Raw genomic sequence first — 24,648 nt, forward strand, 5'->3', positions numbered from 1 at the left:
CAAACGGAGGAATGGTATGCCGGTCCCTTGCAAGTTCGAACGCAGCCTTCTCAGCCACGAAGAGTATGAGACGATCCGCCTCACGCACCATCCTGCCATTTATGACGTCGAGGTGGCTGAACTTGAAGCCATGCGCCCCCGCTTGCGCAAGATGCGTGATAAGGAGCGTACGCTCGGCCGACAAAGGCGACGGGAGGGGCGCGGAAAGACCGAGGCTCGCGGAGCAAGCTTTCCAGGAACCGCCGAGCATGCATCAGAACGCAAGCAAGTCTTCGCCGCGGCCCTGAAGCGGGTGAACAAGGAGCTCAGGCGTCTTCATAATCTGGCAGCTCGCACCGCACATGTCGAAGCAGCTCGAAAGGCTCTCGCGCTGCATCGAGCCGCGAACTTCATGACCTATCCTCCTGCCGGAGCCACCGCGAACGAAGGCATGGTCCCGAACGCGAGCACACCTCGAAGAAGGATCATTACAGGCGCAAAAATCGGACGAGTGTCGCAAGCGACGAAAGTCGCTCAGGCGATGCGGGACGCGCGAGGCATGTGAGCGTGTGTTGACCAACGCACCTGATTAGTTGATACGCGACGCGCTCACCTATGATCGAAGAAGGACGTGATGTCGCCTATTGCCCATCCCGTCACTTAACCGCGCTGCAGAATTTGGTCGCTATTGGTGCATAGCGGGCTCCGGCAAGACCTTCGCCCGGCAGATTTATGGGTTCACGGCCTAGTTGAACAAGTCCGGCTCCGCTTCGGTGATCCAGTCCCAAAGCGGCTGAAAGCTGAGATAACCGCCCTTGTGCGTGCCTTGATGTCATCGGGCAAACGGTGCAGCGAGCAACTCGCGAACCCTTGTTCCTTGATCCAGACAGCGTGTCCTACGCCGGCCTTCGCTTCCGGCTTCGGTCGGGATTTAGGCAGGGGTTCCGCGGGGATCGGCGTCCAGTCGCGCGATGCCGTCGAGCCCGTCTCGAGCAGCGGGGAAAAGCGACAGAACCTGCCGGTCGTGACCTGGAATGATGTGGGACGGGCCATCGGCTAATTTCTGGATGACCGCGAAGCCATTCAGCATCTGGCCCGTGTCGAACAACACCGGAAACGGGCGACGCTGCAGAATGTTGGCGTAGTAATGCGAGGCGTCCGAAGCGAGGACGACATGGCCTCGTCGCGTCTTGACCCTTACAACCTGAAGCCCCGCCGTATGTCCACCCAACCAGTGCAAGGATATTCCGTCAGCGAGATCGGAATTTGGATCGTGAAGAGTCACGCTCCCTTCGAAATTCCGCCTGACGAGATGACTGACGTCTTCCGCATTATATGCTTTCTTCTGCTGAGCATCGCACATGCAGCGACCCGTGCAGAAATGCATTTCACGCTCCTGCACATGATACCGGGCCTGCGGGAAGAGGTCGTGGTTACCAGCGTGGTCCCAATGCATGTGGGTAAGGATGACATCCTTGACGTCATCGGGACTGATACCGATTTGCTTCAGGCCCTCGGCAACTGGCCGCGTTACGGCATACCCGCGGGCCTTGCCCGCCTTCTCGTCGAAGCCGGTATCGACGATGACCGTCCGGTCCTGGTTGACCAACGCCCAGATGAAGAAATCCATCGGCATTTCCGTATCCGGCCCGTCGTTCTCGATGAAGTTGTCCGACGAGCGTCGGTCATCCTTCCTGGCGTATCGGATCGCATAGATTTCGTATTCGGACATTTCATTGTTCACTGGCGTTCGATGCCAGCTTCCCTTGTTGTGCTGGCCCACAATTCCATGTCGTCCTTGACATGCTTGGCGAACTCCGCCGGACCAATCCATTGAGCCTCGAAGCCGATATCGGCGAGACGACTTCGTATCTCGGCTTCTCCCAACACCTCGCGCACCCCTTCGGACAGCTTCGCAACGATTTCGGGCGGCGTATCCTTGGGAGCGAACAGTCCCGTCCATGCGGAGATATTGATGAACTCGAGTCCCCCCTCCTTCATGGTCGGGATCGCCGGGAAATGCGAACTACGCACCAGATTTGTGGTTGCGAGCGCGCGAGCTGACCCGGCCTCAACTTGGGAGACTGCGGGCGCCATATCCATGAACGTCATGGAGACGCGCTTTGCGATGATGTCGGTAACGACCTGCGGGCTATTTCGGTAGGGCACGGCAGCAATATCAATGCCAGCCCTTCGCTTGAATGCCTCGCCGGAAAGTTGACCAAGCGCGTTGGCGTAACCAAACGTCAACGAGCCCGGTTTGCTCTTCGCGAGCGCCACGAGATCAGCCACGTTTTTTACAGGGAGTCCCGGATCAACGATCAGAAAGTAGGGAAACAGGCCAAACTGCGAAATCGGAACGAAGTCGGTTATGGGATCGTATTGTATCGACTTCAGCATGCTGGGGTTGGCCGCGTGCGTGGATGTTCCACCAACCAGCAATGTGTACCCGTCTGGCGCTGAACGAGCAGCAGCCGTCGCACCGAGCGCCCCATTCGCGCCGACGCGGTTATCGATAACAATCGTTGCTTTCAACAGCTCCGACAGCCGTTTAAACACGATGCGCGCAACGCCATCGGTGCCGCTGCCAGGGGCAAAGGGGGCGATGACCGTAATTCGTTGCGAGGGATAGTGTTCCGCTGCTGCCTTGCTCCAGTTTGAAAGAAGCAGCGCGATCGTCAACAACAACACCCGCACAAATCCCTCCCATTGATTATTTGTCGTTATTGATCCGACCTTAAGGTCGGCGTTTGGCTCGCCATTCGCGGAAATCCGGTCCAGACGGCCTGCAGCGGACGGCTAGTCGGTGAGCGTTGCCGCAGGCCGCCCTCATGCGTTCATCATCATTGCTTGGAAGAGCGCTCAATGATCTTCACAATGACCGGCCAGTAGTTCGCTCCGAAGCCGCTCTGAGAGGCTTCGGTCAGAAGACTGGCGCCGAGTGCGGCCTCCCTCGCCTCGATCCCCGCGTCCTTCGCCATATCGAGAGCGTAGGAAATGTCCTTGTGCATATAGTCGGTCGAAAAGACCCGTTCGGGAAATTCTCGCGCGGCGACAGCCTTGTACCCGTGATTTCGCAGCGCAAAGCTGTCTGCGGAGCCCTTGGAGAATGCGTCGAACAGGGTCCTGGTCGAAACGCCTGCCGATTCCGCAATCGCGGCGGCTTCGCACAGCGCGGTCACGGTCCCCACGACAACCATGTTGTTGAGGATCTTCACGACCTGACCCGATCCAACATCACCGCAGTGGGTCACTTCGGAAGCAAAGCAACGCAACAGCGGTTCGATGCGGGTAAACACCTCTGGTGTTGCCCCCACCGAAATCGCCAGCGTGCCCGCTTCGGCCGCCGCACGTGTCCGGGCGACAGGTGCATCGGCATAATCGGCTCCTCTTGCGGCGAATGTACCGGCCAGTTCGCGTGTCAATTTCAACGGGCTTGTGGAGAGATCAACGATGGTTTGACCGGGGCGTGCGAACTCAAGAAGCCCCCCAGCCATCTCGCATATTTTTTTGAGGTGCTCGCCGCTGGGCATCGAAATGAAGATGACATTGGCCTTCGCCAACCCGGAGATCGAGCCGGCATCGATGGCGCCGGTCTGAACCAATCGAGCCACGGGTTCGGCATTGATGTCGTGAACCAGCACCTTTACTCTCGTCTTCTGCACGAGGTGCCGGCACATCGGTTCACCCATAACGCCCAAACCGATGAAACCGAACGTAGAAGAGCCAGTCATAGTCATAACTCCGGGATTTCCTGTCAGACAGAACTCAGATGCCGAGATAGGCCCGCCGCACGTAGTCACTAGCCAGCAGGTCTTTCCCCTTCCCGCTCAGCGCGACCGCGCCGGTTTCCAATACAAAAGCCTCGTTGCAGAGATTCAGGGCGAGCTTCGCATTCTGCTCGACCAGTATGATCGACATGCCGATATCGCGGTTGATGTCGACGATAATGCGCGCGATCTCTTCGACTATGATCGGAGCAAGCCCGAGCGAGGGTTCGTCCAGGAGCAACAAGCGCGGCTTGGCCATGAGAGCACGGCCAATGGCAACCATCTGCTGCTCGCCGCCCGACAGCGAACCAGCCATTTGGCTCCTTCGCTCCACAAGGCGAGGGAAATATCCGTATATCTGCTCCAGCGTCTTCTTTTGGTGAGCCTTGTCTCGCTGCGAATAGCCACCGACCAAGAGATTATCGAGCACGCTCATCTGCGGGAAAACACGCCGTCCTTCAGGTGAAAGCGCGATACCGCGCCCGACGCGGTGAGGAGCGGAGGCGCCATCAATGCGCTCGCCGTCAAAATAGATCTCTCCGCAGCTAACGGGCTTGAGGCCAATAATGGCCTTCATGGTGGTGGTCTTACCCGCACCGTTCGAGCCGATGAGAGAGACAATGGCCCCCTCGGCAACGGAAAGGCTCAAGTTGCGGACCGCTGTGAGGGCACCGTAGGTGACGCTAATCCCGCGAACTTCAAGCATGGACCGCTTCCTTGCCGAGATACGCCTCGATCACGAGCGGGTTTGACACGACTTCCGCGGGAGTTCCCTCTGCGATTAACGTCCCGTGATCCAGCACCACGACGCGATTGCAAAGGCCCATGACGGTACGCATGTGATGTTCGACCATCACCATCGTGACGCCGCGCTCCGACTTTACCCGACGGAGAACCGAAGCGAGCTCAGCCGCTTCCTCCGGATTGAGCCCGGCGACCGGCTCATCAAGCATCAAAAGCTTCGGGTCGCTGGCGAGTGCTATTGCGACGCCCAGGCGACGTTGCTCGCCATAAGAAAGCTCGCGGGCCTTCAGGGCTGCGCGGCGCGTCAGACCGAAGAGGTCAAGCACGTGAAACGCTTTCTCCTCCGCTGCCACCCGCCATTTGCTCGAGAGAAACCCTCCCCATAAGCCGGTCAGGCTCGAAGCCAAGGTGCCACGAGCGGCATTTTCAATGACGCTCGCCTCCGGATAGATGGTTGCAGCCTGGAATGTCCGTGAAAGCCCTTGGCGAACCGTTTGGTTGGCTGGCTTCCCTGAGATGTCGCGGCCCAGAAAGCGGACTGTCCCCGCCGATGGTCTCAGAACGCCAGAAATCACATTGAACAACGTGGTCTTGCCCGCACCGTTCGGGCCGATAAGGCCGAGAAAGTCCCCCTCGTTGACGTTAAAGGTTACGTTTCGGACGGCAACAAGCCCGCCGAAGGAACGCTTCAAGCTCTCGATTTCGAGCATGCTCATGTCACTTCCTCGGCCACGATCGCTGCGCCGGTCCCTGCAACCCGTTGTCGCGATCGCCAGGTCTGGACAAGGCTTGCCAACCCGTTCGGAACGAACATCAGGCAGAGCACGAGCATGGCCCCGTAGATGATATGCTGTAGCCCTTCAGTAGCTCGAAGCAGCTCCGGCAAGGGCGTCAGGACGAGAACACCGACGACCGGTCCCAGCACGCCGTCACGTCCGCCAACGACCAGCATGGTCAGGTAGGAAACGGACTCCCAGAACGTATATGAATCCGGCGAAATAAATCGGAGATAGTGCGTCGACAACGCCCCCGCGAAGCCCGCGATGCCCGATCCGATCGTAAAGGCAATCACCTGGACCCGATGCGTATCAATGCCGCTCGATTCGGTGAGGCGCTGATTCTCGGCGGTGGCCGCCATCATCGTACCCAGCGGCGACCGGTAGAGCAGCCAGGTCAGGAGCAGCGTCGTCAGCGCACAGACGAGCGCAAAGGGATAGAATTGCGGTTTGGTGAGAAGGACGTGCCCGAAGATCGAAATGGGCGGCACACCGACAAGTCCATTTGCCCCGCCCGTGACGAAACTCATGTCGAGCGCCAGCAACACCGCTATCTGGCTGAACGCGAATGCCACCAGCACGAAATACACGCCGCGCAAACGCAGGATGATCCAGCCAAGGGCGGCAGCGATAGCGGCCGCGACCAGCCCTGCGATGAACAGGCTTAGCAGAGGCGACCACCCCCTCATTGACAACAGTGCCGAGACATACCCGCCGACCAACGCAAAACCGCCATGGCCCATGGATAGCTGTCCGGCTCGCGCAATGATGGCGAGGCCCAGCACGAGCATGAGATTCATGCAGCCGAGCGTCGCCAGGTGGATATAGAACTGGTTCGGCGCGAACCAGGGCAGTAGCGCAGCAAGGACAACTGCCACTGCGACTCCGACATAATACATCGGCTTGATTGTTGGGGGATTCACGCCTCACGCTCCTTTCGGCCCAACAAGCCTTGCGGGCGCAGCAGCACGACGGCAATCACGACCAGGAATTGAAGGATCTCGGACAGCGAAGCGCTTACAAAAGTGCCCGCGAAGCTCTCGATCAACCCAATAAGCAATCCGCCCGCCACGGCGCCGGGAACACTACCAAGCCCCCCGATGACGACGATCACGAAGGCTTTCAACGTCGGCGCCAATCCGATGAAGGGCGAGACCGATAGAACCGGCGCCATGAGAACGCCGGCGAATGCCGCGAGGCTTACCCCCAATACGAATGCGACGGGAAATATGACGTCGACGCGAATGCCCTGTACCTGTGCGATCTCTGCGTCCTGGGCCACGGCGCGCATGGCCCGACCAATTCGGGTATGGCCGATCAACAGATTGAGCGACACGACAGCAACGATCGCCCCGATGATGACCACCAGCCGCGACCAGGGGAATACGATGCCGCCGACGGACAGAACCCCGGAGATAACAGGCGGCACGGTGCGTGACGACGATCCCCACATCAGCAGCACGCTATTCTGCAGGATGAGAGCGACGCCGACGGAGGCGATCATGCCGTTCAGCTCGTTTCCGCGAAACCGGCGAAAGACGATCCGCTCCATCAACAATCCGAGCAACGCCGTGGCGCCTACGGCGAGCAAGACGCTGATGGAGAACGGCACGTCGTTACTGCCATAGAGGATCGCGAACAGAAACGCGCCGACCATGTAAAACTCACCATGCGCGAAATTCACGATGCGCATGATGCCGAACACCATGGTGAAGCCGATGGCCATCAGCACATAGATCATGCCCACCATGAGGCCGTTCACGACCGTCTGGACCAAAATGATTTCCATGCTCACGGGACGCCAACTCCAATCGCATCGGCGAGGCGCGAAGCGCCTCGCCAGTTCCAGCGGTCGCTTATCGGCACGCGTTGACGTCGCAGGTCGCTACCTTGGCTACAATGCCGTCTTTGATCTGGCCCACGTAGAATGGAAGATCGATCTGGTGCCTGATTCCGTACTTCTGCTCGCCGGTCCAGCCCGCTTTGCCCATCGCAGTGGGAACGTCGGACAATCCATCGAGCGTCGCTGCAATCTTCGTCGTGTCGTCCACGGTCCCGGCCTTCTTCATGGCTGTGAACAACATCTGCAAGCCGGCATAGAAGAACGGACTGAACCCGTTCATGTTCGGCCCATACTTGGCCCTGAAGCGAGCAACGTAGGCCGCCGTATCCGGCAGGCTCGTATCGATGGGCAGATGGACGTAGGTGCCTTCAGCCGCATCCTTGCCCGCTACCTTGAGCATCTCGGCAGCGACATCGCCGCCGGTGACAAACACCGGACCGCGGTAACCCAACTCACGTGCCTGCTTCAGAATGAGACCGGCGGTGGTCGGAGAGTTGCCGCCAAGTTCGAGACCATCGGCCTTCATCAGAATGCGCGTAAGGATGGGCACAAAGTCGACGCGCTCACGTTCAAAATACTCGACCTGCAGCTTTGCTCCGGCCTTGGCGTATGAGTTGAAGTTCGCCACACCGATTTGCTGCCCGGTTTCATCGTTGGGAAGCAGCGATACGACCTGTTTGGCCGAGGTGTTCTTCATGAGCCATGCCACCTGCGGGTCAGAGAATTCGCCGGTGGTGATCACTGGGCGATATGCAAACGGCGCGTCGACCCCTAGCGCCCGCGGCGTGAAGGCCAGCGTCATTGTGATGACTTTTCCGGACGTGGTCTGATCTTTTGTCGCCACCGCCGCTGCCGAGCCCATCGGTCCGACCACGAAACGAATTCCGTCCTGGATCATGAGGCGATCCATGGCCGTTACCGCATCCTGGGCGCGATATCGGTCGTCATATTGCTTGATCAGCACCTTGTAGCGCTTGCCAGCGACTTCGAGACCGCCGTCTTTATTGACATCTTCGGCGGCACCCGAGTTCGAGGCGATGGGCTACAAGATGGTGATCTGGCCGGTTTCGTCACTGCGGGTTGCTGCACGCGCGCAAGAGACCCTTTACGCTGCTCTGAAGCGTGACCGCAGCACGCATGGAGTGCTCGATTTGATGCAGACGCGCGCGGAGCTTTACCGCACGATCGGCTATTCAGACTACGAAGCGCTTGATCAGAGTATCGTCCGTACCATCATTCCTGAAGGGATCCCCCAAAATTCGCCGGCCTAATTGCCGACGAGAATCACTGGGTTCATGGCGAGATGGCGTTCGCCCAGCCCGCGCTCATCAGGCTGCGGCCAAGCGTCGCGCGCCCCTTCCAAAATGACTGGCGGCCGCCGTTTGGACATTGGTAGCTAACCGTGGCAGCGGAGGAGGGACGCACTACCACACTCTTCTGAAGCACACTACTCAAAACAATCGCCTTTGACTCCACGGGGTCCGACGTCGCAAGTTAGCGTGCATGTAAATTACAGCCGGTGACAACTTATCTTTGAGAGGTGGAGGTCATCTGATGAACGAGAACGACATCCGCGGTTTGATCGCGGAGGTGAAGGAAGGCAAGCTATCGCGACGCTCGTTCATCCAGAAAGTAGCTGCGGTCGGAATCGCGGCGCCGGTCGCGAGCCAGATCCTGATCTGGAACGACGTGGCGATGGCGGACGCCACGCTGCAATACAAGCCGACCAAAGCCGGCGGCGGCGGCGCGCTCAAGATCCTGATCTGGCAGGCCCCCACCCTGCTCAATCCGCATTTCGCGATCGGCACCAAGGATCAGGTCGCCTCGCGCATCTTCTTCGAGCCGCTCGCCGGCTGGGACAAGGAAGGTAACCTCATCCCCTGCCTCGCCGCTGATGTCCCGACCAAGACGAACGGCGGCCTCTCGCCGGACGGCATGAGCGTCACCTGGAAGCTGAAACAAGGTGAGGTGGCATGATGGCAAGCCCTTCACCGCCGACGACGTCGTCTTTACCTGGACATACGCCGCAGATCTGGCGACCGCCGCGTACACGACGGGATCCTACAAGGATATCAATGTCGAGAAGATCGACGACCACACCGTCAAGGTGATCTTCAAGAACCCGACGCCGTTTTGGGCCGATCCCTTCGTCGGCTCGGTCGGCCAGATCCTGCCGAAACATCACTTTGGCGACTATGTCGGCGCAAAGTCGCGCGAAGCGCCGGGCAATTTGAAGCCGGTCGGCACCGGCCCGTACAGGTTCGTCGAGTTCAAGCCGGGCGACATGATCAGAGCCGAACGCAACCCCGACTATCACGTCAGAAACCAGCCGCATTTCGACACGCTCGAACTCAAGGGTGGCGGCGACGCGGTCTCCGCGGCGCGCGCGGTGCTGCAGACCGGCGAATACGACTATGCCTGGAACCTGCTGGTGGAGGATGAGGTCCTCAAGCGCATGGAGACCAGCGGGAAAGGCAAGGTCGATGTCACGCCCTCCGGCAACGTCGAGTTCATCATCCTCAACACGACGGACCCTTGGACCGAGGTCGACGGCGAGCGTTCCAGCGTCAAGACCAAGCACCCGACACTGTCCGATCCGGCCGTTCGCCAGGCGTTCAACCTCCTGATCGATCGCGAAGCGATCCAGAAATTCATCTACGGCCGCGGCGGCGTCGCCACGGCGAGCTTCGTCAACCAGCCCTCGCAGTTCAAGTCGAGCAAGCTGACATACGAGTTCGACGTCGACAAGGCGAACAAGATCCTGGACGAGGCCGGCTGGAAGAGGGGTGCGGACGGCATCCGCGAGAAGGACGGCAAGAAGCTCAAATACGTCTTCCAGACATCGATCAACGCCCCGCGCCAGAAGACGCAGGCCATCATCAAGCAGGCATGCCAGCGCGCCGGCATCGAGATCGAGCTCAAGTCGGTCACCGCATCGGTGTTCTTCTCGTCGGACGTCGGCAACCCCGACACCTACTCGAAACTCTATTGCGACATGGAGATGTACAACACGACACAGCCGCAGCCCGACCCGGAGAGATTCCTGAACCAGTGCGTTTCCTGGGAGATCTCGACCAAGGACAACAAGTGGCTGGGCCGCAACGTCTCGCGCTGGTCCGATCCCGAGGCCGACAAGGCCTACAAGGCCGCGCAGAAAGAGCTCGACCCGGTCAAACGCACCGCACTCTTGATCAAGGTTGGCGAGATCTTCTGCGAGGCCAATGTGCTCGTGCCGATCCTCTCGCGCAACATCGTCGGCGGCGCCGCTAATAACCTCATGGCCGACATCTCGGGGTGGGACGTCACAACGTGGAATCTGGCGAGTTGGTATCGGAGCTGACACCGGAAACAGGATCGCGACCGAGTGGACGTTGCCAAACCGGACACGCCCGCCCCCGCTGGTCTTCAATGGGCGCCCCTTGGCCGCAACATTGAACTGTCAAACAGCAGACACGCCATCGCATTCTCGCGGCGCATTTCGCCGGAGCTTTGCTCCATCGCTCCACCCTCTTCGTTCCAAGAGGGCAAAGGGAAGACCGGGTGCCGGCCGGCTCCCACGGCGAGAAGCGGTTTGTCCATGCACCCTGGCGCGTGGGGATGATGGCGCGTACCGCTCCGTATCGTTCATGCCAGGTCATCCAGCAACGCCCTCGCATTCCGCAGATCCGGGCTGTCGAATCCCTCACTGAACCAGCCGTATATCTGCACGAGTAGGTCGTACGCAGCGTCTCGCCGGCCCTGCTGCTGCCAGAGTTGCGCCAAGACCATCGCTGTCCGCAGTTCCAGAGATTTAGCCTCTTGGTGTCGGGCGATCTCTATCGAGCGGCGAAGGCACGCCTCAGCATTCCCCGTTGCAGCACTCTCGAGCAGCAGTTCACCGTGCACCCTATGGATCTCGGCGCCGAGAAGCTCTTCGTGGAACGTACGAGCATGCTCGGCCGCGACCTTGATCCAGTCGAGGCCCGCCGCGATACGGCCTGCCTTCACACAGGCATCCGCTAGCCCGACGCTCATTTGTGTCGTAGCGAGCTTGGCGCCCAATGCCTGCCAGTCGGCCCAACCTTGTTCCATCTCGGCGATACCGTCATCGGTTCGACCGAGCGCCGCCCGAGCTCGGCCTCTCATTATCATGGCGTAGGCCGTCCACTGCGGGAAACCGTACGTGGCACAGATAACTGAGGAGGCGTCGGCGCGCTCTAATGCCTGAGAAAATTCGTTACGATAGACGTGTAGCGCGGATGCGAGGCCGAGGGTCATGGCATTGATGAAAGGGTTGGATAGCCGCTCGGCATCGGCCAACGCCTCGCAGATCAGTATGCTCGACTTGTCCGGATAGCCGAGGAACCATGTCAGCCACGCGCCATAGGCTCTGCAGACCACGCTCGGATCCTCGCCGTAGACGAGGATCTCTGCGCGCGCCTTGTCGGCATCCCAAAACTCGATGGCCTGACGAAAGCTTTCCCAGCCGGACTCGAATTCGCCGCTGAAAAACAGGGCACAGCCTTGCGCCCGATGAGCGAGCGCCCGACGTGTATCGTCACTTTGCGCATCCGCCAGAGCCACCAATTCGGCGCTCAGTGCTTGCGCTTTCAGGAGCGGTTTGCGCAGGAATGCGCTATTCCAGAGGCCGCGCAACACGGTAAAGGCGTGCGGAGTCTCGGTCACGCTGCCGCATAGGTCGCCCGCCCGGCCGTAGATGCTTTCGACGTCAGCGGCCATGTAGCCGCGCGCTGCGATCGTCGGTACGCCGAGGGCGATGAGCAGCTCAAGCTCCTGCCGATCTCGCTCCAGTCCCGCCGGTTTCGTCCCCAACAACTCCAGTGCTTTGGTGTAGTGCGTGATCGCCTCTTCGTTGGCGGAACGGGCCGCAGAGCGCCGTCCTGCTCTCAGGCTATAAGCGATGGCATCATCGATGAGCCCCGCCTGCGCATAGTGATGCGCGAGAAGTTCGGGTTGGGTCTCAACGATTTGGGGCATCAGCTCCGTGATCGCTACAGCGATGCGGCCATGAAGCTGTCGACGCGTTGAGCGCAGAAGGCTTCGATAGGCGGCGTCCTGCACGAGCGCATGCTTAAAGATGTAGGTCGTTTCGGGCAGCACTCCCCTTGGAAAGATCAGTTCCGCGTTGCTAAGCTCGTCGAGTGCGTTCTCCAGCGCCTTGTCGTGAACCGGCGCCACGGCATCCAGCAGCTTGTAGGTAAATTCCCTTCCAATGACAGCCCCGATCTGGGCGATCTCCCTCACGGGCGCGAGGTGGTCGAGCCTGGCCAACAAACTGTCGTGCAGTGTTGCTGGAATCGCCAGAGGAGGCAGCGGGCCCTGCAGAACATAGCGGTCGGCGGTTTCCTCCATGAGCCCCGATCCCAGGATTGCCTTGGTGAGCTCTTCCACAAACAGCGGCACCCCGTCCGTCTTCGCGATGATCTTGTCTCGGACGTCGGCCGGCAACATCTTGCCGTCCGTTAATCTGTCGATCATTGCCACCACATGGCTCTGTGCCAGTCGATTCAAAGCGAGTCTGGTCACGTGGGCGTAGTGGTCCCATGGCACTTCGAATTCGGGGCGGAACGTGACGATCAGCAGGACCGGCCAGCACCGCAGCCGGTCGATAGTTCGCGTAAACGATTCAAGAGTCGTCGGATCAATCCAGTGCGCATCTTCCAGGATGAACAAGACTGGGCGTTGCTTCGCTAGGCCGCCGAGCAGCTCGTTGAGCGCCAGTAAAGTGCGCTCCTTCTGCTCTCGGGGCGTGAGGTTGAGTGCTACGTACCGGCCCTCGATTGGCAGCGACAACAGCGTCGCAAAGAGTGGCGCCACATCATCGATCGTCGAGAACGAACGTGCCAGAACCTGTTCCAATTTGTCGAGCTTGGTCTCAGCGGAGTCATCAGGCGCAATCCCGGCCGCACGCTCGAGTTGGGAAATCACGGGATAAAACGGGCTATTCGTATGATGAGGCGAGCACTGATACAGAATGCGCGTATAGGCCCCGTCGGCGATCTTCTGCCGGAGCGCCGCGACGACCCGCGATTTGCCGATTCCGGCCTCGCCCGATAAGAGCACGACCTGACCTTCGCCATTTTGTGCCTGGACCCAGCGGTCCATCAGAAGGTCGACCTCGCGTTCGCGGCCAAAAAAGCCACTCGCACGCTGAGCCTGCCCGGCCTCGAAGCGACTTTCGGCCGCGTGTTCGCCAACGACCCGCCACGACGGAATTGCATTGGCCATTCCCTTCAGAAAGCGCGACCCGAGATCCTCGAGGTCAAATCGTCTGCCGAGCAGCTGTCTCGTTCCGTCGGCAATGACAACGGTGTTCGGCTCGGCAATGGTCTGGAGCCGGGCCGCCAGGTTCGGCGTCTCGCCGATGACTACCTGCTCCTGAGACAAACCTTCGCCCAACGTCTCGCCGACCACCACGAGACCCGAGGCGATGCCCACTCGGACCTCTAGCAGGACCTTGGTCGGCAGCATCAGCCGGCTGACGACATCGACGACCGCGAGGCCCGCTCTGACCGCGCGTTCGGCATCGTCTTCATGGGCCCTTGGATAGCCGAAATAAGCCAGCACGCCGTCGCCCATGAACCTCGCGATAAAGCCGTCGAATCGACGGATCGCCCGGACGCACGCCTCCTGAAATCCCCGTATAACCTCGCTCAGGTCCTCCGGATCGAGGCGAGTCGAAAGCGCCGTCGAGCCGGCCATATCGCAGAACATAACCGTCAGGTGGCGGCGCTCGGCGGCCTGCGGAGACGGTTCGAAGCCGGGCCGCTTCTCCGTCGCAGGGCCACTTACTCGAACCTCGCTCGCAAGCCCCAAGCCACATTGGCCGCAGAACCTTGCGCTCGGTTCGTTCAGCGCACCACAAGCGGCGCAGGTCGGCGCAAACGGTGCTCCGCATCTGATGCAGAACCTGTTGCCCGCCTTGATCTCGGCCCCGCAGCTCGAACACCTCATGAGCTTCCTCGCGATGTAGGGGTCATCGTAACTTACTTCGGGCGTTGAACGTCCGGAGGATTTACGCAACGACCGCGACGAGATCCATGGAAGCGGCCATCATGAATATCTTGGCATTTTCGCTGGCAGATCGGTATGAACTGCTTCACGGAGAGTCCCGATTAGCTCATCGCTACACTCCGCGTGGTTGACCAGCGCAGTGTCCTATCATTCGTACTCCGCACGCTCACGAAACATCCCATCGCTTATCATCAGGTTATTGAACTCAAGCTCGCTCGAGGCCGGTGATCGCGGCCGGAGCGGGTAATCAATAACGACCGCCATCGCGCTTTTGTTGCGTGAGCCATTCCGACAAGGTTCTTGGTGTTGATCCTGAAGTCCCGCGATTTGATTGGCTTCGTGATGCCTTGGGATTGCTCCGGATATCCTTCTCAGAAGGTTTTCGCAGAGGCTCAGCTGATTGCGTCTGCATGACTGCCTCTGAAGCGGCGGCTAATCTCGCGGCAGCCTCCTTTTCGAGACGCAGTCTTTTCAATCGCGCCATCTTGTCGCGCTCTGCTTCTGCTTCAGCGCTGTCGGACAAAAGCGTCTTTTGGTGAACGATCTCAGCCGAGACCAAGATCGCGATGATAGTTTTCTCGCCAAGAGCCTTGCAGGCTTCGAACCGATGCAGTCCCTCGACCAGAACGAACCGGCCTTCGTCGGGCCGGACGAGAATGGGGGCTTGTTGTCCGATTTCTAAAATACTTTCCGCAATTTCTCGAACGAGCTCAGGCTTGAGAGCCTTCTTCCTCTTCACCGGAACGTAGATCTTGTCGATTGCGAAGCTCTCCGGCTTGGGCATAGCTTCTACTCCGTAGTGACTGAGCTCGATCCGAAGCATCTGGCGGCGGTGGCGAGATTTTAAGGATGAAGCGCTCTACCGCCAAGGCAATTTCCTCGGGCCGGTCCCGAAGGTCGTTGTCGGTGCGCCAGTCTCCCGATGACGCGCCAATCGTCCGTTCGTCGCCCCGGCCAACCGACATTCTGCGCATCATTCCAATCCCTTCCCAACGAAGAAACGGAGTCGTAGAATTATATCGTCAAGCGGAACCACTATTGAGTTTCGGGCCTGGCGATATGTCCAGTTCTGACCCTGGTGTACGGAAAGGAAGGATCCCGGCCAATACACTCTTGTCTTGATCAAGGTCTCCCCGTCAGGGTGTACTTTGCTTGGCTGGGCTTCCTGCAGTGCGGGAGGACATCCATGAATACCGTCAACAATTCAAGCGCGCCGCAGACGAAGCTTTTATGGATCGCGGTTGCTCTTCTGGGTGCGGTGGCATTTGCGATCGTGGCGCTCAATCGAGGTGAAGCGGTCAACGCCGCGTGGCTAGTGGTCGCTGCGATTTGCATCTATTTCATCGCCTATCGCTTTTATGGGTTGTTCGTCGCCAACCGCGCGCTCGGTGTCGATGGTAGGCGACCGACGCCTGCCGTTCGCCACAATGACGGTCTCGATTATGTGCCGACCAATCGGTATGTGCTCTATGGCCATCATTTCGCGGCGATCGCCGGCGCGGGTCCGCTCGTCGGTCCGGTGCTTGCCGCGCAAATGGGCTATCTGCCGGGCACGCTCTGGATTCTCGTTGGTGCGGTGTTCGGCGGTGCGGTCCAGGACATGACCGTGCTGTTTCTATCGACACGGCGCGATGGTCGCTCTCTCGGCGACATCGTGCGTGCCGAGATGGGACTGGTGGCCGGCACGATCGCAGGGGTAGGCATTCTCCTGATCTGCGTCATCGTACTTGCGGTCCTCGCTCTCGTTGTCGTTAAGGCATTGATCGGCAGTCCGTGGGGAACTTTCGCGGTGTTCTGCTCGATTCCGATCGCGCTTCTAATGGGTGTCTATAGCCGGTTTATCCGCCCGGGCAGGGTCGGCGAAATGTCGCTACTCGGCTGCGTGTTACTTCTCGCAGCGCTGATCTATGGCAAGACCGTGTCCGAGACGCCTGAGCTGGCCACGTACTTCGATCTACGAGGGGAGACGCTCGCGCTGATCATCATCGGATACGGCTTCGTCGCATCCGTGCTGCCGGTCTGGCTGCTTCTGGCCCCGCGCGATTACCTTTCGACGTTCCTTAAGATCGGCACCATCGCACTCCTGGCTATCGGCATCATCATCGTTCGTCCCGATCTCCAGATGCCGGCGGTCACAAAATTCGTCGACGGCAGCGGACCAGTCTGGGCCGGCGGCCTGTTCCCTTTCCTTTTCATTACAATCGCCTGCGGCGCCGTTTCCGGATGGCATGCTCTGATTTCGTCAGGAACGACGCCGAAGATGATCGAGAACGAAACGCAGATCGCATTCATCGGCTACGGCGGAATGTTGATGGAATCGTTCGTCGCCATAATGGCGATGATCGGCGCGAGCATCATCCATCCCGGCGTCTATTTTGCGATGAACAGTGCGGCAGGAATGATCGGCACCACGGCTGAGCAAGCCGCACAGGTCATCTCGGCATGGGGGTTCGTGGTGACCCCGGACGAGATCAATCAAATGGCCAGGGACGTCGGCGAGACCTCGATCATGTCGCGCACCGGCGGCGCACCAACGCTCGCCGTCGGCATGGCCCAAATCCTGTCGTCGTTCCTTGGCGGCCGTACCCTGATGGGTATCTGGTACCACTTCGCGATCCTGTTCGAGGCGCTGTTCATCCTCACGACCGTTGACGCCGGAACACGCGTGCTCCGGTTCATGATTCAGGATCTCATCGGCAACGCCGTTCCGGCGTTCAAGGAGACTGCGTCCTGGACCAATAACCTTATCGGTTCGGCCCTTTCGTGCGCCCTATGGGGCTACTTTCTCTATGTCGGGGTGATCGATCCATTGGGTGGTATATGGACGCTATGGCCTCTGTTCGGGACCGCCAACCAGATGCTGGCGGCAATCGCGTTGACGGTGTGCACCGTCGTCCTGTTCAAGATGAAGCGCGAGCGGTTCGCGTGGGTGACTATTGTGCCCGCCACTTGGCTCGTGGTCTGCACGACCGCCGCGGGGCTCGAGAAGGTACTCAGCCCCAATCCAAACGTGGGGTTCATCAGCCACGCACTCAAATACCGCGACGCGATCTCAGCGGGTCAGTTGCTGGCACCTGCAAAGACGCTCGGCGAGATGAACCGGATCGTGTTCAACGACTACATCGATGCATCGCTGGCAGCTTTGTTCGTGCTAGTGGTCGTTGCGACAGTGATCTATGGCCTGATCAATATCTGGCGAGCACTGGGCAATCCGCAGCCGACCGCAGCGGAAATCGGGCTCGCTCAAGTAGCGGCGGGAGGTGGCCATGCCTGACCTGCAGGACTTGTTTGACCAATCCGCAAACGCGGTGCGAGCCGCCCGCTATTGGAGCACGCGCACTGCGCGTCTGATGATCGGCGTTCCCGATTACGAGACATATGTTGCGCACCGCCAGGCGAAGCATCCCGACCAGCCGATCATGACGTATGTTGAATTCTTTCGCGAACGCCAGCAGGCGCGATACGCGGTCGGGAAAGGTCGCTTTAGAGGCTGCTGCTGAAAGCCGATAACAACTCAGCTGCCACCCGCGCGTGAGTGGCGTTGTGCCTGCGGCAGGGTGAACCCACAGCTGGCGTCCGCTGACGGCGAAATTCGCCGAGGCTGAGAGGTAGGCGGCGGGCGCTGCCGTGCCCGGCATGGACTGCATGTCTGACTCGGCGTTTTTGTGCGTAGGCGTTATCAGCCTTAAGGCGCACACTCAAAACTACACACCAAATCGGCTTGAGGCGTGTCATGCGTGAACTGGAAGAATACGGAGTCGCTGGCAGCACGGCATTGGTGGCAGAAACAGAGAAATGGCCGCCTGATAGAGCTGATAGAGCAAGAGAGATATTGCTGTTGCGGGCAATGAACATCGAGGTGAGTGAAGTCATGGAGCGATGGATCAATTCGCCCGGCTTGCGTCCCCCAAAGAGGGCATGAGATGGCATTCAACTTCATTGGGAAGGTCAGGAGCGGCCTCGGCAGGGCAACGAATACAGTGAGGATGCAGGCTCCACTGCTGAGGCCATACTTTCCCGAAATCTCAAGATGCCACCTCGGTACGATGAACTTCGTGCTCGAGATAGCGTTTCAGGTTAGGCTTCCGGACATCGTGACGCCACCCCTTGCTTGGCATCCGAGCAATCCAACAGGTGAGCGCTTCGGGATCACTAAAATCGCGCTTACGTTGGCCAATGGTGAGGTCCATGACGCTTGGATTTTTACTTCAGAAGGTTCGCCACATCGGTTCGATGATCACTTGATCGAAGTGGTTGCCGAACGCATCAACGGGATCACGATCGGTGACAAATGCGGTCTGACCGTCGACCGCGTCGTCCAATCTTCTGCAGGGGTATATGTGGTCTGACACTCGGACCTCATCGACCTCTGCGGTAACCCGTCGAAAGCTCAGCTCGCTCGTCACTCATCCCCAAAGTACCGTCCAGCCAGCCTCCCTGTTTCATAGTGAACGGAGTCTGTCGGCAGCGTCGCGGCCGTCACTGAGCTCCCTTCTGTGAAGAACCTGGCGGCGCGCACGCTTCACCCAGGCCGATATCGCGCGCCGTATATTGCCAGTGGCAATGCGGCGCCAGCCAAGTGGAATGACGGCAAACGGCGGTTGGCGCCGGACAGGCGCCGATGGTTAATAGAGCCTCAGGCCCGCTACCCCCAGCGCCAGATTGATGCCGAATTGGCCCTCGACTGATAACGGTTGCAGCGAGATAGTACGGTTGGATCCTCCTATAAGCACATTAGCGCCGAGGCCGAGGCCGAGCGACGCATTGCCGCCTGCACCTACGAACGTCCCCCGCAGCGCGCCCGGACCGATATGGCTCGTCGGCGCAAAGACGCCCCAAAATAACCTTCCCCCTCCGGTGACGCCGACATCCAAACCCAGGCGGGTAATCCTGCCCCTGTAGTTGTATTGCTGACCTGTATTCGAGCGAAAGACGCAATTCATTCGCTGCTTTGAGCCGATGAGCAATCCAACCCTCGGCCCAGTATCGCAAGTGAGCCCACCCACTCGAACCGGCTGCCTTTGCGCTAGCGCCGGCATGGTGAAGACGAGCGCTAGCGTGCATATCGCCAACGATAGAAGTGTTTTCAGCATCAGTCTCTCCAGCACGTCAGTCGGATGGCGCGGAGCGTTGCTTTCAGTCGTTGCCGCCGCGAAAATCTGGTCGGTCGCAGTTCTCTCAATGATGTTGGGGGACGCGGATCGGAGCGTTGGAGCGGGCATGAACCTAGCATCTCGCCTACGTTGTTCCATCCGGCGAAACCCTGAGCAGAGGCATGGGGTGTTCACGGACATAGGTCACCGATCGCTCAACTGCGTACACTCTCCGGGAATTGGCCAGGCAATGGCGGGCCATGGCTTCCAACGCAGCTGTTTTGCCAATGTCCGGACGCGCGACGGGCCGCGCGCCCAGAGCGTCGCCCGCGACGGTGGTTGCGCTCGCCATGCTCGGCGCCACCGAGGGGTCTGAGGCGACGCCGCGCATATCCGAGCTTGCGACGACTTCGGCTGCACCGCAGGCCGCGTCGCGGTTAGGCCATGTCGTCTTCTGGCCCAACAGCGAAGTAGCGGCATCTCTCATTGAGGTCAGCCTACTGGTGTCGGACCAGTTTTGCTCAATTCATTTATGTCTGCTACTGCACTACCAACACCGGCACGCTTCCGTCCGCTAGGACCTCCGATGTTTGACTCCCCAACAACAGCTTCCTGAGGCCGCGACGCCCGTGAGAGGCCATGACGATTAAGATTCCGAATCACGAATCCGCCGGGTTCGGCTGCTAGACTGCACTTTTACCAATCTAGCGGCCGTTACCCATTACTACGGTGCGCGCAGCACGTAAGGACGGGCTAATTGATTGGAGAAGATGCAATGCGTTCTGCCTTGGCTTTATGTCTTTTGATCGTTCTCTGTGCTCCTGCCAACGCCGCCGCAAGAGGGCATCATGCCAATTCGAGACGCGTCATCGTTCGTCCCAACCAGGCTGTGATCCCAAGTTACGTCACTCCGAATGGCGTTCGAATCTATCGCGACGACTCCGTTCCGGGTGGTCTGCGGACCGACCACGACGATCCTCCGGCCTACGACGATCCATCCAAGTTTGGTGGCGGCTGATCTGGAGCGCACCAGCTCGCGAACAAGTCCGCGCGAGGCGACGCCCAGGAGGCTCAAGTGCACAAGGACTTCAGCTCCGGCGGCGGGGCGCCCTTCCCTTCGAGCATCCCCAGCGCTAGCGCGGCCTCCACCCGCACGCTCGGATCCTTATCACCCGCTAGCTGTCGGAGGGGGATGAGGGCTTGTTCGATCCCCGGGAAGGCCGGGCCGAGGCGACCAAGGTGCCAGGCCGCCAGGCTGCGTACGAAGGCAAGCTCGTTGCCCAACTCCGCGATCAGGACGGTGACCGACTCTCCACCCGACGGCGCCACCCGGGCCAGGGCCGCCGCCGCCCAGACGCGCACGAACGCAACCGGGTCCTGGAGGGCCGCGGCGAGGTCGGACATAGCCTCGGTTGCCGCGGGGCCGATCTCGCCCAAGGCATATGCGCCGAGGCGGCGCTGGAGCGGATCGCTGCTCGAAAGCTCCCTCACCCAGTCTGGGACGGTCGTCCCTAGGTAAGCGACCTGCGCGCTCATGGCCCGACCCTGTTCATGGCCCCACGCCGAGCCGGCGGTCCAGGTTGAACGCGGCGCTTATCAACCCGATGTGAGTGAATGCCTGCGGGAAGTTGCCCAGCGCTTCGCCGCGCGGACCCGTTTCCTCGGCGTACAGGCCGAGGTGGTTGGCGTAGGTCAGCATCTTCTCGAAGATGAAGCGGGCCTCTTCCGCCCGGCCCGCCCGGGCCAGCGCTTCTACCAGCCAGAACGTACACATATTGAACGTCCCCTCGCTCCCGGTCAGGCCGTCGCCGGCTCCTCTGCCGATCTCGTAGCGGTGCACAAGGCTGTCGGAAACCAGCTCGGCCATGGTCCGATCCAGCGTGCCACGCATGCGGGGGTCGGTCGGCGACAGGAAGAAGACGAGCGGCATGATCAGGTTGGACGCATCCACCGCGTCGGTGGCGAAGTGCTGCACGAAGGTCTGCCGCTCCGTGTCCCAGCCGCGCGTCATGATGGCCTCGTAGATGCGGTCCCGCTCCGCGGCCAGGCGGGTGCGGTCCAGCGGCAGGCTCCGCTTGTTCGCAAGGCGGATCGCTCGGTCCAGCGCTACCCAGCACTGCACCTTGGAGTAGACGAACTGCTGCTGTCCACCGCGCACCTCCCAGATGCCATCGTCAGCTCTCTCCCAGTTGTTCGCCACCCAATCCAGCATCTTGCGCAGGTGGCACCAGAAGTCATAGGCGGTCGGCGTCCCGTACTTGTCGTACAGGTAGACGGCGTCCATCAGCTCGCCATAGATGTCCAGCTGCAGCTGCTCGGAAGCGGCGTTGCCGACTCGCACCGGACGCGAGCCGCGGTAGCCATCGAGGTGACCGAGGACTTCCTCGGGCAGCTCATGCCCGCCGTCGATGCGATACATAGTCTGCAACGGGTCGCCCCGGGCACCCTCGACGGCCCGCTGCTCCAACCAGGCCATGAACTGCTCTGCCTCCGACGTCAGCCCCAGGCGGAGGAAGGCGTAATTGGTGAAAGCGGCGTCACGCACCCAAGTATAGCGATAGTCCCAGTTGCGCACCCCGCCGATCTCTTCCGGCAGCCCGCAGGTCGGCGCCGCCACGATCGCGCCGGTCGGCGCGAATGTCAGCAGCTTCAACACCAGCGCGGAGCGGTGGACCATCTCGCGCCAGCGGCCTGAATAGTTGCACTTCCTGAGCCACTGCCGCCAAAAGGCCAGGGTCTGCGTCAGGGCCTCCGTGCCGACCAGCCGCGCCTCGAGCAGGACGCCGTCATGAACACTGTCGTGGCCGTCCTCCTCCACCTGGCGGAGGATGAACGTGGTCGTCTCGCCGGGGTTGAGGACGAACTCGGCAGCGACGCCGTCGCCCTGCCGACCAAGCGGGAAGCGGCTGACTAGCGAGACTTTCATCCCTAGCGCCTCGAAGATCGCTCCCCGCCCCTCCAGCACGACCTGATGGGGCCGGCGNNGCGAAGTCGAAAGCCGGCCGGCAGTCGAGGCGGAAGCGGACCGACCCGCGCACCGCCCGCACTACCCGGACGATCTGATGGATCTTTCTGATCTCGCGCGGGCCTTGGACCGGCATGAAGTCCACGACCTCACCGACGCCGTGGTCGCTCAGAAAGCGCGTTACCAGGACGTTGCTGTCAGGCATGTACATCTGTTTGTGCTGCGCCTCGTAGAGACTGGCGATGCGGAATGAGCCCCCTTTCTGGTCGTCGAGGATCGCCGCGAAGACGCTCGGCGAGTCAAAGTGCGGCAGGCAACACCAGTCGATGGACCCGTCGATGCCAACCAGGGCAACGGTGTGCAGGTCGCCTATGACGCCGTAGGACTCGATCGGCTTGTAGCCCATGATCTCGTCTCCTCCGCTCGCTCGACGCTGATCGAGCCCCACGATGGGCGTATCGTCAATGCCCTGAGGCGGCGAAAAGACACACTGCATATTCACTTTTGCTCGCAACCTCGCTCATCTCGCCCGCGGCTCCTCGCGAGCAAAATTTCTGTAATTCAGAACACACTAAGGCATTCGAAAAACATCGTTTGCATCGAGATCAACTGGTCTGCACTTTCAAGAGCCTAAATGGGCGACCAAGGTCGCCGATCCGGATCATGGCAGGCCCCATGGCACGAACGTGCGAGTTTCGATGTTGATATGCCGCCAATCCTAGCACGTCCTCCGTGATCGCGCCGAGGGTCTTGCGAGACGCGGAGACGAACCAGGGCGTTTCGCTGTTGAAGGAGGTCGTTCCTGGGGCGCTGCTTGGGGTCTCGATGAGGACGGCAATGCCCAAAATACTCGAAGATGAAGTGCCAAAGCTGCCAACGCTTCTCCAGCGAAATAGGTCAGCGTTTCAGACTCACATCCGTTCGAGTGGCGAACTGTTGTAGCGCTAGGGTGATGGCTCGTTTCTTCTCCGAAGAAGGCGCGCGCTACCAGTGGGCAGGTGCGCGCACGGACCTTGACGGCGTGGACGATAGAGATGCGTTAGTCCGAAGCTTTCCGAGTTCAGTTCTTTCCGCCGCACGCGCCGGCAGGACGACGCTGAAGGGAAGAGATCATGAGCGCCGTCCTTCCGATCATTTGCCTTGCAAGGCATGGCGAGACGGCGTGGAGCCTCTCAGGCCAGCATACTGGCCTCACAGACTTGGCCCTAACTCAGCGCGGCGAACTCAATGCGCAGAGTTTGCGCTCGCGGTTGCTGGGTTTCACTTTTGCAAAAGTGTTCACGAGCCCCTTAAAGCGAGCAGTCCAGACATCTGAGTTGGCTGGCTTCGGCGTCGAAGCGGAACCCGACCGCGATCTGCTGGAATGGAATTACGGCCAATACGAGGGGCGTCGCACAAAGGAGATCCAAGACGAGCGTCCGGGCTGGCAACTGTTTCGCGACGGCTGTCCGGGAGGAGAAGCACCGAGTGAAGTCGGTGCACGGGCCGATCGCATCGTGGAGCGCGTTCGCAACGTCCCAGGTAACGTGTTATTGTTTTCGAGCGGACATTTTCTCCGGGTTTTGGCGGCACGCTGGTTAGGCCTCGATGCGGAGGCCGGACGACTCTTCACGCTCGACACTGCAAGCCTGAGCATACTCGGGTACGAACACGATCAGTCAGAACCAGCGATCCGGCTGTGGAATGACACCGGGCACGTCGAAGTTCGGTTCGCACCAGCCTTCGCGCGCTAAGGCGCTAGTCGGAGTAACATCATCTTGAATATGCCCGTGCGTGCTACGCGCGCACGATGTGCATATCGCAGAGAGTTGCGTAAGGGTAAGACCGATGAACCAGCTCGTCTTTCTGGTCGATGTCGACAATACGCTTCTCGACAACGACCGCATCCAGGCTGACATCAAGGCCTACCTCGAGCGCCGGTACGGTGCCCCATGCCGCGATCGGTACTGGGCAATTCTCGAGGAGCTGTTCCAAGAACTGGGGTATCGAGACTATCTCGGCGCGCTCCAGCGGTATCGCGTCGAACACCCGCAAGACATGCACCTGTTGTCCATGTCGTCATTCCTGGTCGATTACCCGTTCGCCAATCGTTTGTATCCGGAATCCCTAGACGTGCTCGAACGACTACGTCAGTGGGGCCCAACCATCCTTCTCACCGATGGCGACGTCGTCTTTCAACCCCGCAAGGTTGAGCGTTCCGGGCTTTCGGAGGCAGTCAACTCACATGTGCTGATCTACATCCACAAGGAGCTTGCGCTCGATGATGTCGAGGCCCGCTATCCGGCGCTGCACTACGTTCTAGTTGATGACAAGCCGCGTATCCTTGCCGCGGTCAAGGAGGTCTGGGGCAACCGCGTCACCACCGTCCTTCCCCGACAAGGACAATATGCCCACGACGCGAACGCCCTCGCCTCCTTCGCCATACCCGACGTGACGGTGGACCGGATCGGAGACCTGCTCGACT

Annotated in this window: 21 protein-coding genes and 5 pseudogenes; 10 read left to right on the forward strand and 16 right to left on the reverse strand. The window is 60.2% G+C overall.

Translation table 11 applies throughout. The features are described 5' to 3' along the window. The first annotated feature begins 16 nt into the window (after positions 1-16). Positions 17-544 carry a hypothetical protein gene (locus AYJ54_RS47975; protein ID WP_082905922.1) on the forward strand — a complete coding sequence of 176 codons (528 nt, stop codon included), beginning with the start codon at positions 17-19 and terminating at the stop codon, positions 542-544. 366 nt (positions 545-910) lie between these two features. Here the strand turns inward: AYJ54_RS47975 and AYJ54_RS31300 are convergent, their stop codons facing one another. From AYJ54_RS31300 to AYJ54_RS31335, 8 genes are all read right to left on the reverse strand, one after another. Further along, a complete protein-coding gene (locus AYJ54_RS31300; protein WP_082905923.1) occupies positions 911-1,711 on the reverse strand; it encodes an N-acyl homoserine lactonase family protein in 801 nt (266 codons plus the stop codon). Positions 1,712-1,719: 8 nt separating this feature from the next. Next, complete coding sequence (locus AYJ54_RS31305) at positions 1,720-2,676, reverse strand: Bug family tripartite tricarboxylate transporter substrate binding protein (RefSeq protein WP_161491921.1); 957 nt, start codon at positions 2,674-2,676, stop codon at positions 1,720-1,722. A 146-nt stretch (positions 2,677-2,822) separates the two neighbouring features. Continuing rightward, positions 2,823-3,713, reverse strand: coding sequence for an NAD(P)-dependent oxidoreductase (locus AYJ54_RS31310; protein ID WP_201724283.1), 891 nt, complete (start codon positions 3,711-3,713; stop codon positions 2,823-2,825). Between the two features lie 34 nt (positions 3,714-3,747). Then, positions 3,748-4,455 carry an ABC transporter ATP-binding protein gene (locus tag AYJ54_RS31315; RefSeq protein WP_063705219.1) on the reverse strand — a complete coding sequence of 236 codons (708 nt, stop codon included), beginning with the start codon at positions 4,453-4,455 and terminating at the stop codon, positions 3,748-3,750. Then, positions 4,448-5,209 (reverse strand): ABC transporter ATP-binding protein, encoded by a 762-nt coding sequence (locus AYJ54_RS31320; protein ID WP_063705221.1) that lies wholly within the window; start codon positions 5,207-5,209, stop codon positions 4,448-4,450. The genes AYJ54_RS31315 and AYJ54_RS31320 overlap by 8 nt, the downstream gene beginning before the upstream one ends. Continuing rightward, positions 5,206-6,168 (reverse strand): branched-chain amino acid ABC transporter permease, encoded by a 963-nt coding sequence (locus AYJ54_RS31325; RefSeq protein WP_063705223.1) that lies wholly within the window; start codon positions 6,166-6,168, stop codon positions 5,206-5,208. Before AYJ54_RS31325 ends, AYJ54_RS31320 begins: the two co-directional genes overlap by 4 nt. 20 nt (positions 6,169-6,188) lie before the next feature. After that, the gene (locus AYJ54_RS31330) at positions 6,189-7,058 is read right to left on the reverse strand and encodes a branched-chain amino acid ABC transporter permease (RefSeq protein WP_063705225.1); all 870 of its coding nucleotides are present in this window, start codon (positions 7,056-7,058) and stop codon (positions 6,189-6,191) included. A 67-nt stretch (positions 7,059-7,125) separates the two neighbouring features. Further along, positions 7,126-8,076 carry an ABC transporter substrate-binding protein gene (locus AYJ54_RS31335; RefSeq protein WP_245329169.1) on the reverse strand — a complete coding sequence of 317 codons (951 nt, stop codon included), beginning with the start codon at positions 8,074-8,076 and terminating at the stop codon, positions 7,126-7,128. 55 nt (positions 8,077-8,131) lie between these two features. On the opposite strand from AYJ54_RS31335, the pseudogene AYJ54_RS31340 reads away from it, so the two are divergent. Continuing rightward, positions 8,132-8,383 (forward strand): annotated as a pseudogene (locus AYJ54_RS31340) (methylisocitrate lyase); the annotation flags it as partial. Between the two features lie 283 nt (positions 8,384-8,666). Beyond that, positions 8,667-10,452, forward strand: a pseudogene (locus AYJ54_RS31345) (peptide ABC transporter substrate-binding protein). A gap of 284 nt (positions 10,453-10,736) precedes the next feature. On the opposite strand, the gene AYJ54_RS31350 reads toward AYJ54_RS31345, so the two are convergent. From AYJ54_RS31350 to AYJ54_RS31355, 3 genes and pseudogenes are all read right to left on the reverse strand, one after another. Next, positions 10,737-13,928: an ATP-binding protein gene (locus AYJ54_RS31350; RefSeq protein ID WP_063705228.1), complete on the reverse strand. Its 3,192-nt coding sequence runs from the start codon at positions 13,926-13,928 to the stop codon at positions 10,737-10,739. Between the two features lie 12 nt (positions 13,929-13,940). Further along, positions 13,941-14,066, reverse strand: a pseudogene (locus AYJ54_RS54110) (zinc-ribbon domain-containing protein); the annotation flags it as partial. A 307-nt stretch (positions 14,067-14,373) separates the two neighbouring features. After that, positions 14,374-14,910, reverse strand: coding sequence for a ParB N-terminal domain-containing protein (locus tag AYJ54_RS31355; protein WP_063705243.1), 537 nt, complete (start codon positions 14,908-14,910; stop codon positions 14,374-14,376). Positions 14,911-15,312: 402 nt separating this feature from the next. Here AYJ54_RS31355 and AYJ54_RS31360 point away from each other — a divergent pair, with 402 nt between their 5' ends. The 4 genes from AYJ54_RS31360 to AYJ54_RS31370 all read left to right on the forward strand — a co-directional run bounded on the left by AYJ54_RS31360 (position 15,313) and on the right by AYJ54_RS31370 (position 18,475). Beyond that, positions 15,313-17,400: a carbon starvation CstA family protein gene (locus AYJ54_RS31360; protein WP_063705230.1), complete on the forward strand. Its 2,088-nt coding sequence runs from the start codon at positions 15,313-15,315 to the stop codon at positions 17,398-17,400. After that, positions 17,393-17,626, forward strand: coding sequence for a YbdD/YjiX family protein (locus AYJ54_RS31365; RefSeq protein ID WP_063705231.1), 234 nt, complete (start codon positions 17,393-17,395; stop codon positions 17,624-17,626). Before AYJ54_RS31360 ends, AYJ54_RS31365 begins: the two co-directional genes overlap by 8 nt. 233 nt (positions 17,627-17,859) lie before the next feature. Continuing rightward, entirely contained in the window at positions 17,860-18,048 is a 189-nt protein-coding gene (locus AYJ54_RS49950; RefSeq protein ID WP_136624053.1) for a hypothetical protein, read from the forward strand. 1 nt (position 18,049) lies between these two features. Next, positions 18,050-18,475: a hypothetical protein gene (locus tag AYJ54_RS31370; RefSeq protein WP_063705232.1), complete on the forward strand. Its 426-nt coding sequence runs from the start codon at positions 18,050-18,052 to the stop codon at positions 18,473-18,475. Between the two features lie 276 nt (positions 18,476-18,751). Here AYJ54_RS31370 and AYJ54_RS31375 read toward each other — a convergent pair whose 3' ends face one another. Further along, the gene (locus tag AYJ54_RS31375) at positions 18,752-19,219 is read right to left on the reverse strand and encodes a DUF992 domain-containing protein (RefSeq protein WP_063705245.1); all 468 of its coding nucleotides are present in this window, start codon (positions 19,217-19,219) and stop codon (positions 18,752-18,754) included. 539 nt (positions 19,220-19,758) lie between these two features. After that, positions 19,759-19,869 (reverse strand): annotated as a pseudogene (locus AYJ54_RS47980) (universal stress protein); the annotation flags it as partial. Between the two features lie 125 nt (positions 19,870-19,994). Here AYJ54_RS47980 and AYJ54_RS47985 point away from each other — a divergent pair. Continuing rightward, a complete protein-coding gene (locus tag AYJ54_RS47985; protein ID WP_082905927.1) occupies positions 19,995-20,237 on the forward strand; it encodes a hypothetical protein in 243 nt (80 codons plus the stop codon). Positions 20,238-20,290: 53 nt separating this feature from the next. On the opposite strand, the gene AYJ54_RS31385 is transcribed toward AYJ54_RS47985, so the two are convergent. The 3 genes and pseudogenes from AYJ54_RS31385 to AYJ54_RS52890 all read right to left on the reverse strand — a co-directional run. Beyond that, positions 20,291-20,755 carry a HEAT repeat domain-containing protein gene (locus tag AYJ54_RS31385; RefSeq protein WP_063705235.1) on the reverse strand — a complete coding sequence of 155 codons (465 nt, stop codon included), beginning with the start codon at positions 20,753-20,755 and terminating at the stop codon, positions 20,291-20,293. Positions 20,756-20,768: 13 nt separating this feature from the next. Further along, positions 20,769-22,202 (reverse strand): glycoside hydrolase family 15 protein (locus tag AYJ54_RS31390; RefSeq protein ID WP_210184082.1); only part of this gene is annotated, 1,434 nt, incomplete at its 5' end. Positions 22,203-22,204: 2 nt separating this feature from the next. Beyond that, a pseudogene (locus tag AYJ54_RS52890) lies at positions 22,205-22,680 on the reverse strand (trehalase-like domain-containing protein); the annotation flags it as partial. Positions 22,681-23,296: 616 nt separating this feature from the next. On the opposite strand from AYJ54_RS52890, the gene AYJ54_RS31400 reads away from it, so the two are divergent. Both AYJ54_RS31400 and AYJ54_RS31405 read left to right on the forward strand, forming a co-directional pair. Next, positions 23,297-23,917 carry a histidine phosphatase family protein gene (locus AYJ54_RS31400; protein WP_063705239.1) on the forward strand — a complete coding sequence of 207 codons (621 nt, stop codon included), beginning with the start codon at positions 23,297-23,299 and terminating at the stop codon, positions 23,915-23,917. A gap of 94 nt (positions 23,918-24,011) precedes the next feature. After that, positions 24,012-24,648, forward strand: a 637-nt coding sequence (locus AYJ54_RS31405) for an HAD family hydrolase (RefSeq protein ID WP_063705240.1), incomplete at its 3' end; no start/stop codon positions are given.

This window comes from Bradyrhizobium centrolobii, assembly GCF_001641635.1.
Taxonomy (GTDB): Bacteria; Pseudomonadota; Alphaproteobacteria; order Rhizobiales; family Xanthobacteraceae; genus Bradyrhizobium; species Bradyrhizobium centrolobii.

What these genes read in the sequence shown, in the direction of transcription:
- AYJ54_RS47975 (WP_082905922.1), top strand. Translation starts at nt 17, where the DNA reads ATGCCGGTCCCTTGCAAGTTCGAACGCAGCCTTCTCAGCCACGAAGAG.
- AYJ54_RS31300 (WP_082905923.1), bottom strand. Translation starts at nt 1,711, where the DNA reads ATGTCCGAATACGAAATCTATGCGATCCGATACGCCAGGAAGGATGAC.
- AYJ54_RS31310 (WP_201724283.1), bottom strand. Translation starts at nt 3,713, where the DNA reads ATGACTGGCTCTTCTACGTTCGGTTTCATCGGTTTGGGCGTTATGGGT.
- AYJ54_RS31315 (WP_063705219.1), bottom strand. Translation starts at nt 4,455, where the DNA reads ATGCTTGAAGTTCGCGGGATTAGCGTCACCTACGGTGCCCTCACAGCG.
- AYJ54_RS31320 (WP_063705221.1), bottom strand. Translation starts at nt 5,209, where the DNA reads ATGAGCATGCTCGAAATCGAGAGCTTGAAGCGTTCCTTCGGCGGGCTT.
- AYJ54_RS31325 (WP_063705223.1), bottom strand. Translation starts at nt 6,168, where the DNA reads ATGTATTATGTCGGAGTCGCAGTGGCAGTTGTCCTTGCTGCGCTACTG.
- AYJ54_RS31330 (WP_063705225.1), bottom strand. Translation starts at nt 7,058, where the DNA reads ATGGAAATCATTTTGGTCCAGACGGTCGTGAACGGCCTCATGGTGGGC.
- AYJ54_RS31355 (WP_063705243.1), bottom strand. Translation starts at nt 14,910, where the DNA reads ATGCCCAAGCCGGAGAGCTTCGCAATCGACAAGATCTACGTTCCGGTG.
- AYJ54_RS31360 (WP_063705230.1), top strand. Translation starts at nt 15,313, where the DNA reads ATGAATACCGTCAACAATTCAAGCGCGCCGCAGACGAAGCTTTTATGG.
- AYJ54_RS31365 (WP_063705231.1), top strand. Translation starts at nt 17,393, where the DNA reads ATGCCTGACCTGCAGGACTTGTTTGACCAATCCGCAAACGCGGTGCGA.
- AYJ54_RS49950 (WP_136624053.1), top strand. Translation starts at nt 17,860, where the DNA reads ATGCGTGAACTGGAAGAATACGGAGTCGCTGGCAGCACGGCATTGGTG.
- AYJ54_RS31370 (WP_063705232.1), top strand. Translation starts at nt 18,050, where the DNA reads ATGGCATTCAACTTCATTGGGAAGGTCAGGAGCGGCCTCGGCAGGGCA.
- AYJ54_RS31375 (WP_063705245.1), bottom strand. Translation starts at nt 19,219, where the DNA reads ATGCTGAAAACACTTCTATCGTTGGCGATATGCACGCTAGCGCTCGTC.
- AYJ54_RS47985 (WP_082905927.1), top strand. Translation starts at nt 19,995, where the DNA reads ATGCGTTCTGCCTTGGCTTTATGTCTTTTGATCGTTCTCTGTGCTCCT.
- AYJ54_RS31385 (WP_063705235.1), bottom strand. Translation starts at nt 20,755, where the DNA reads ATGAGCGCGCAGGTCGCTTACCTAGGGACGACCGTCCCAGACTGGGTG.
- AYJ54_RS31400 (WP_063705239.1), top strand. Translation starts at nt 23,297, where the DNA reads ATGAGCGCCGTCCTTCCGATCATTTGCCTTGCAAGGCATGGCGAGACG.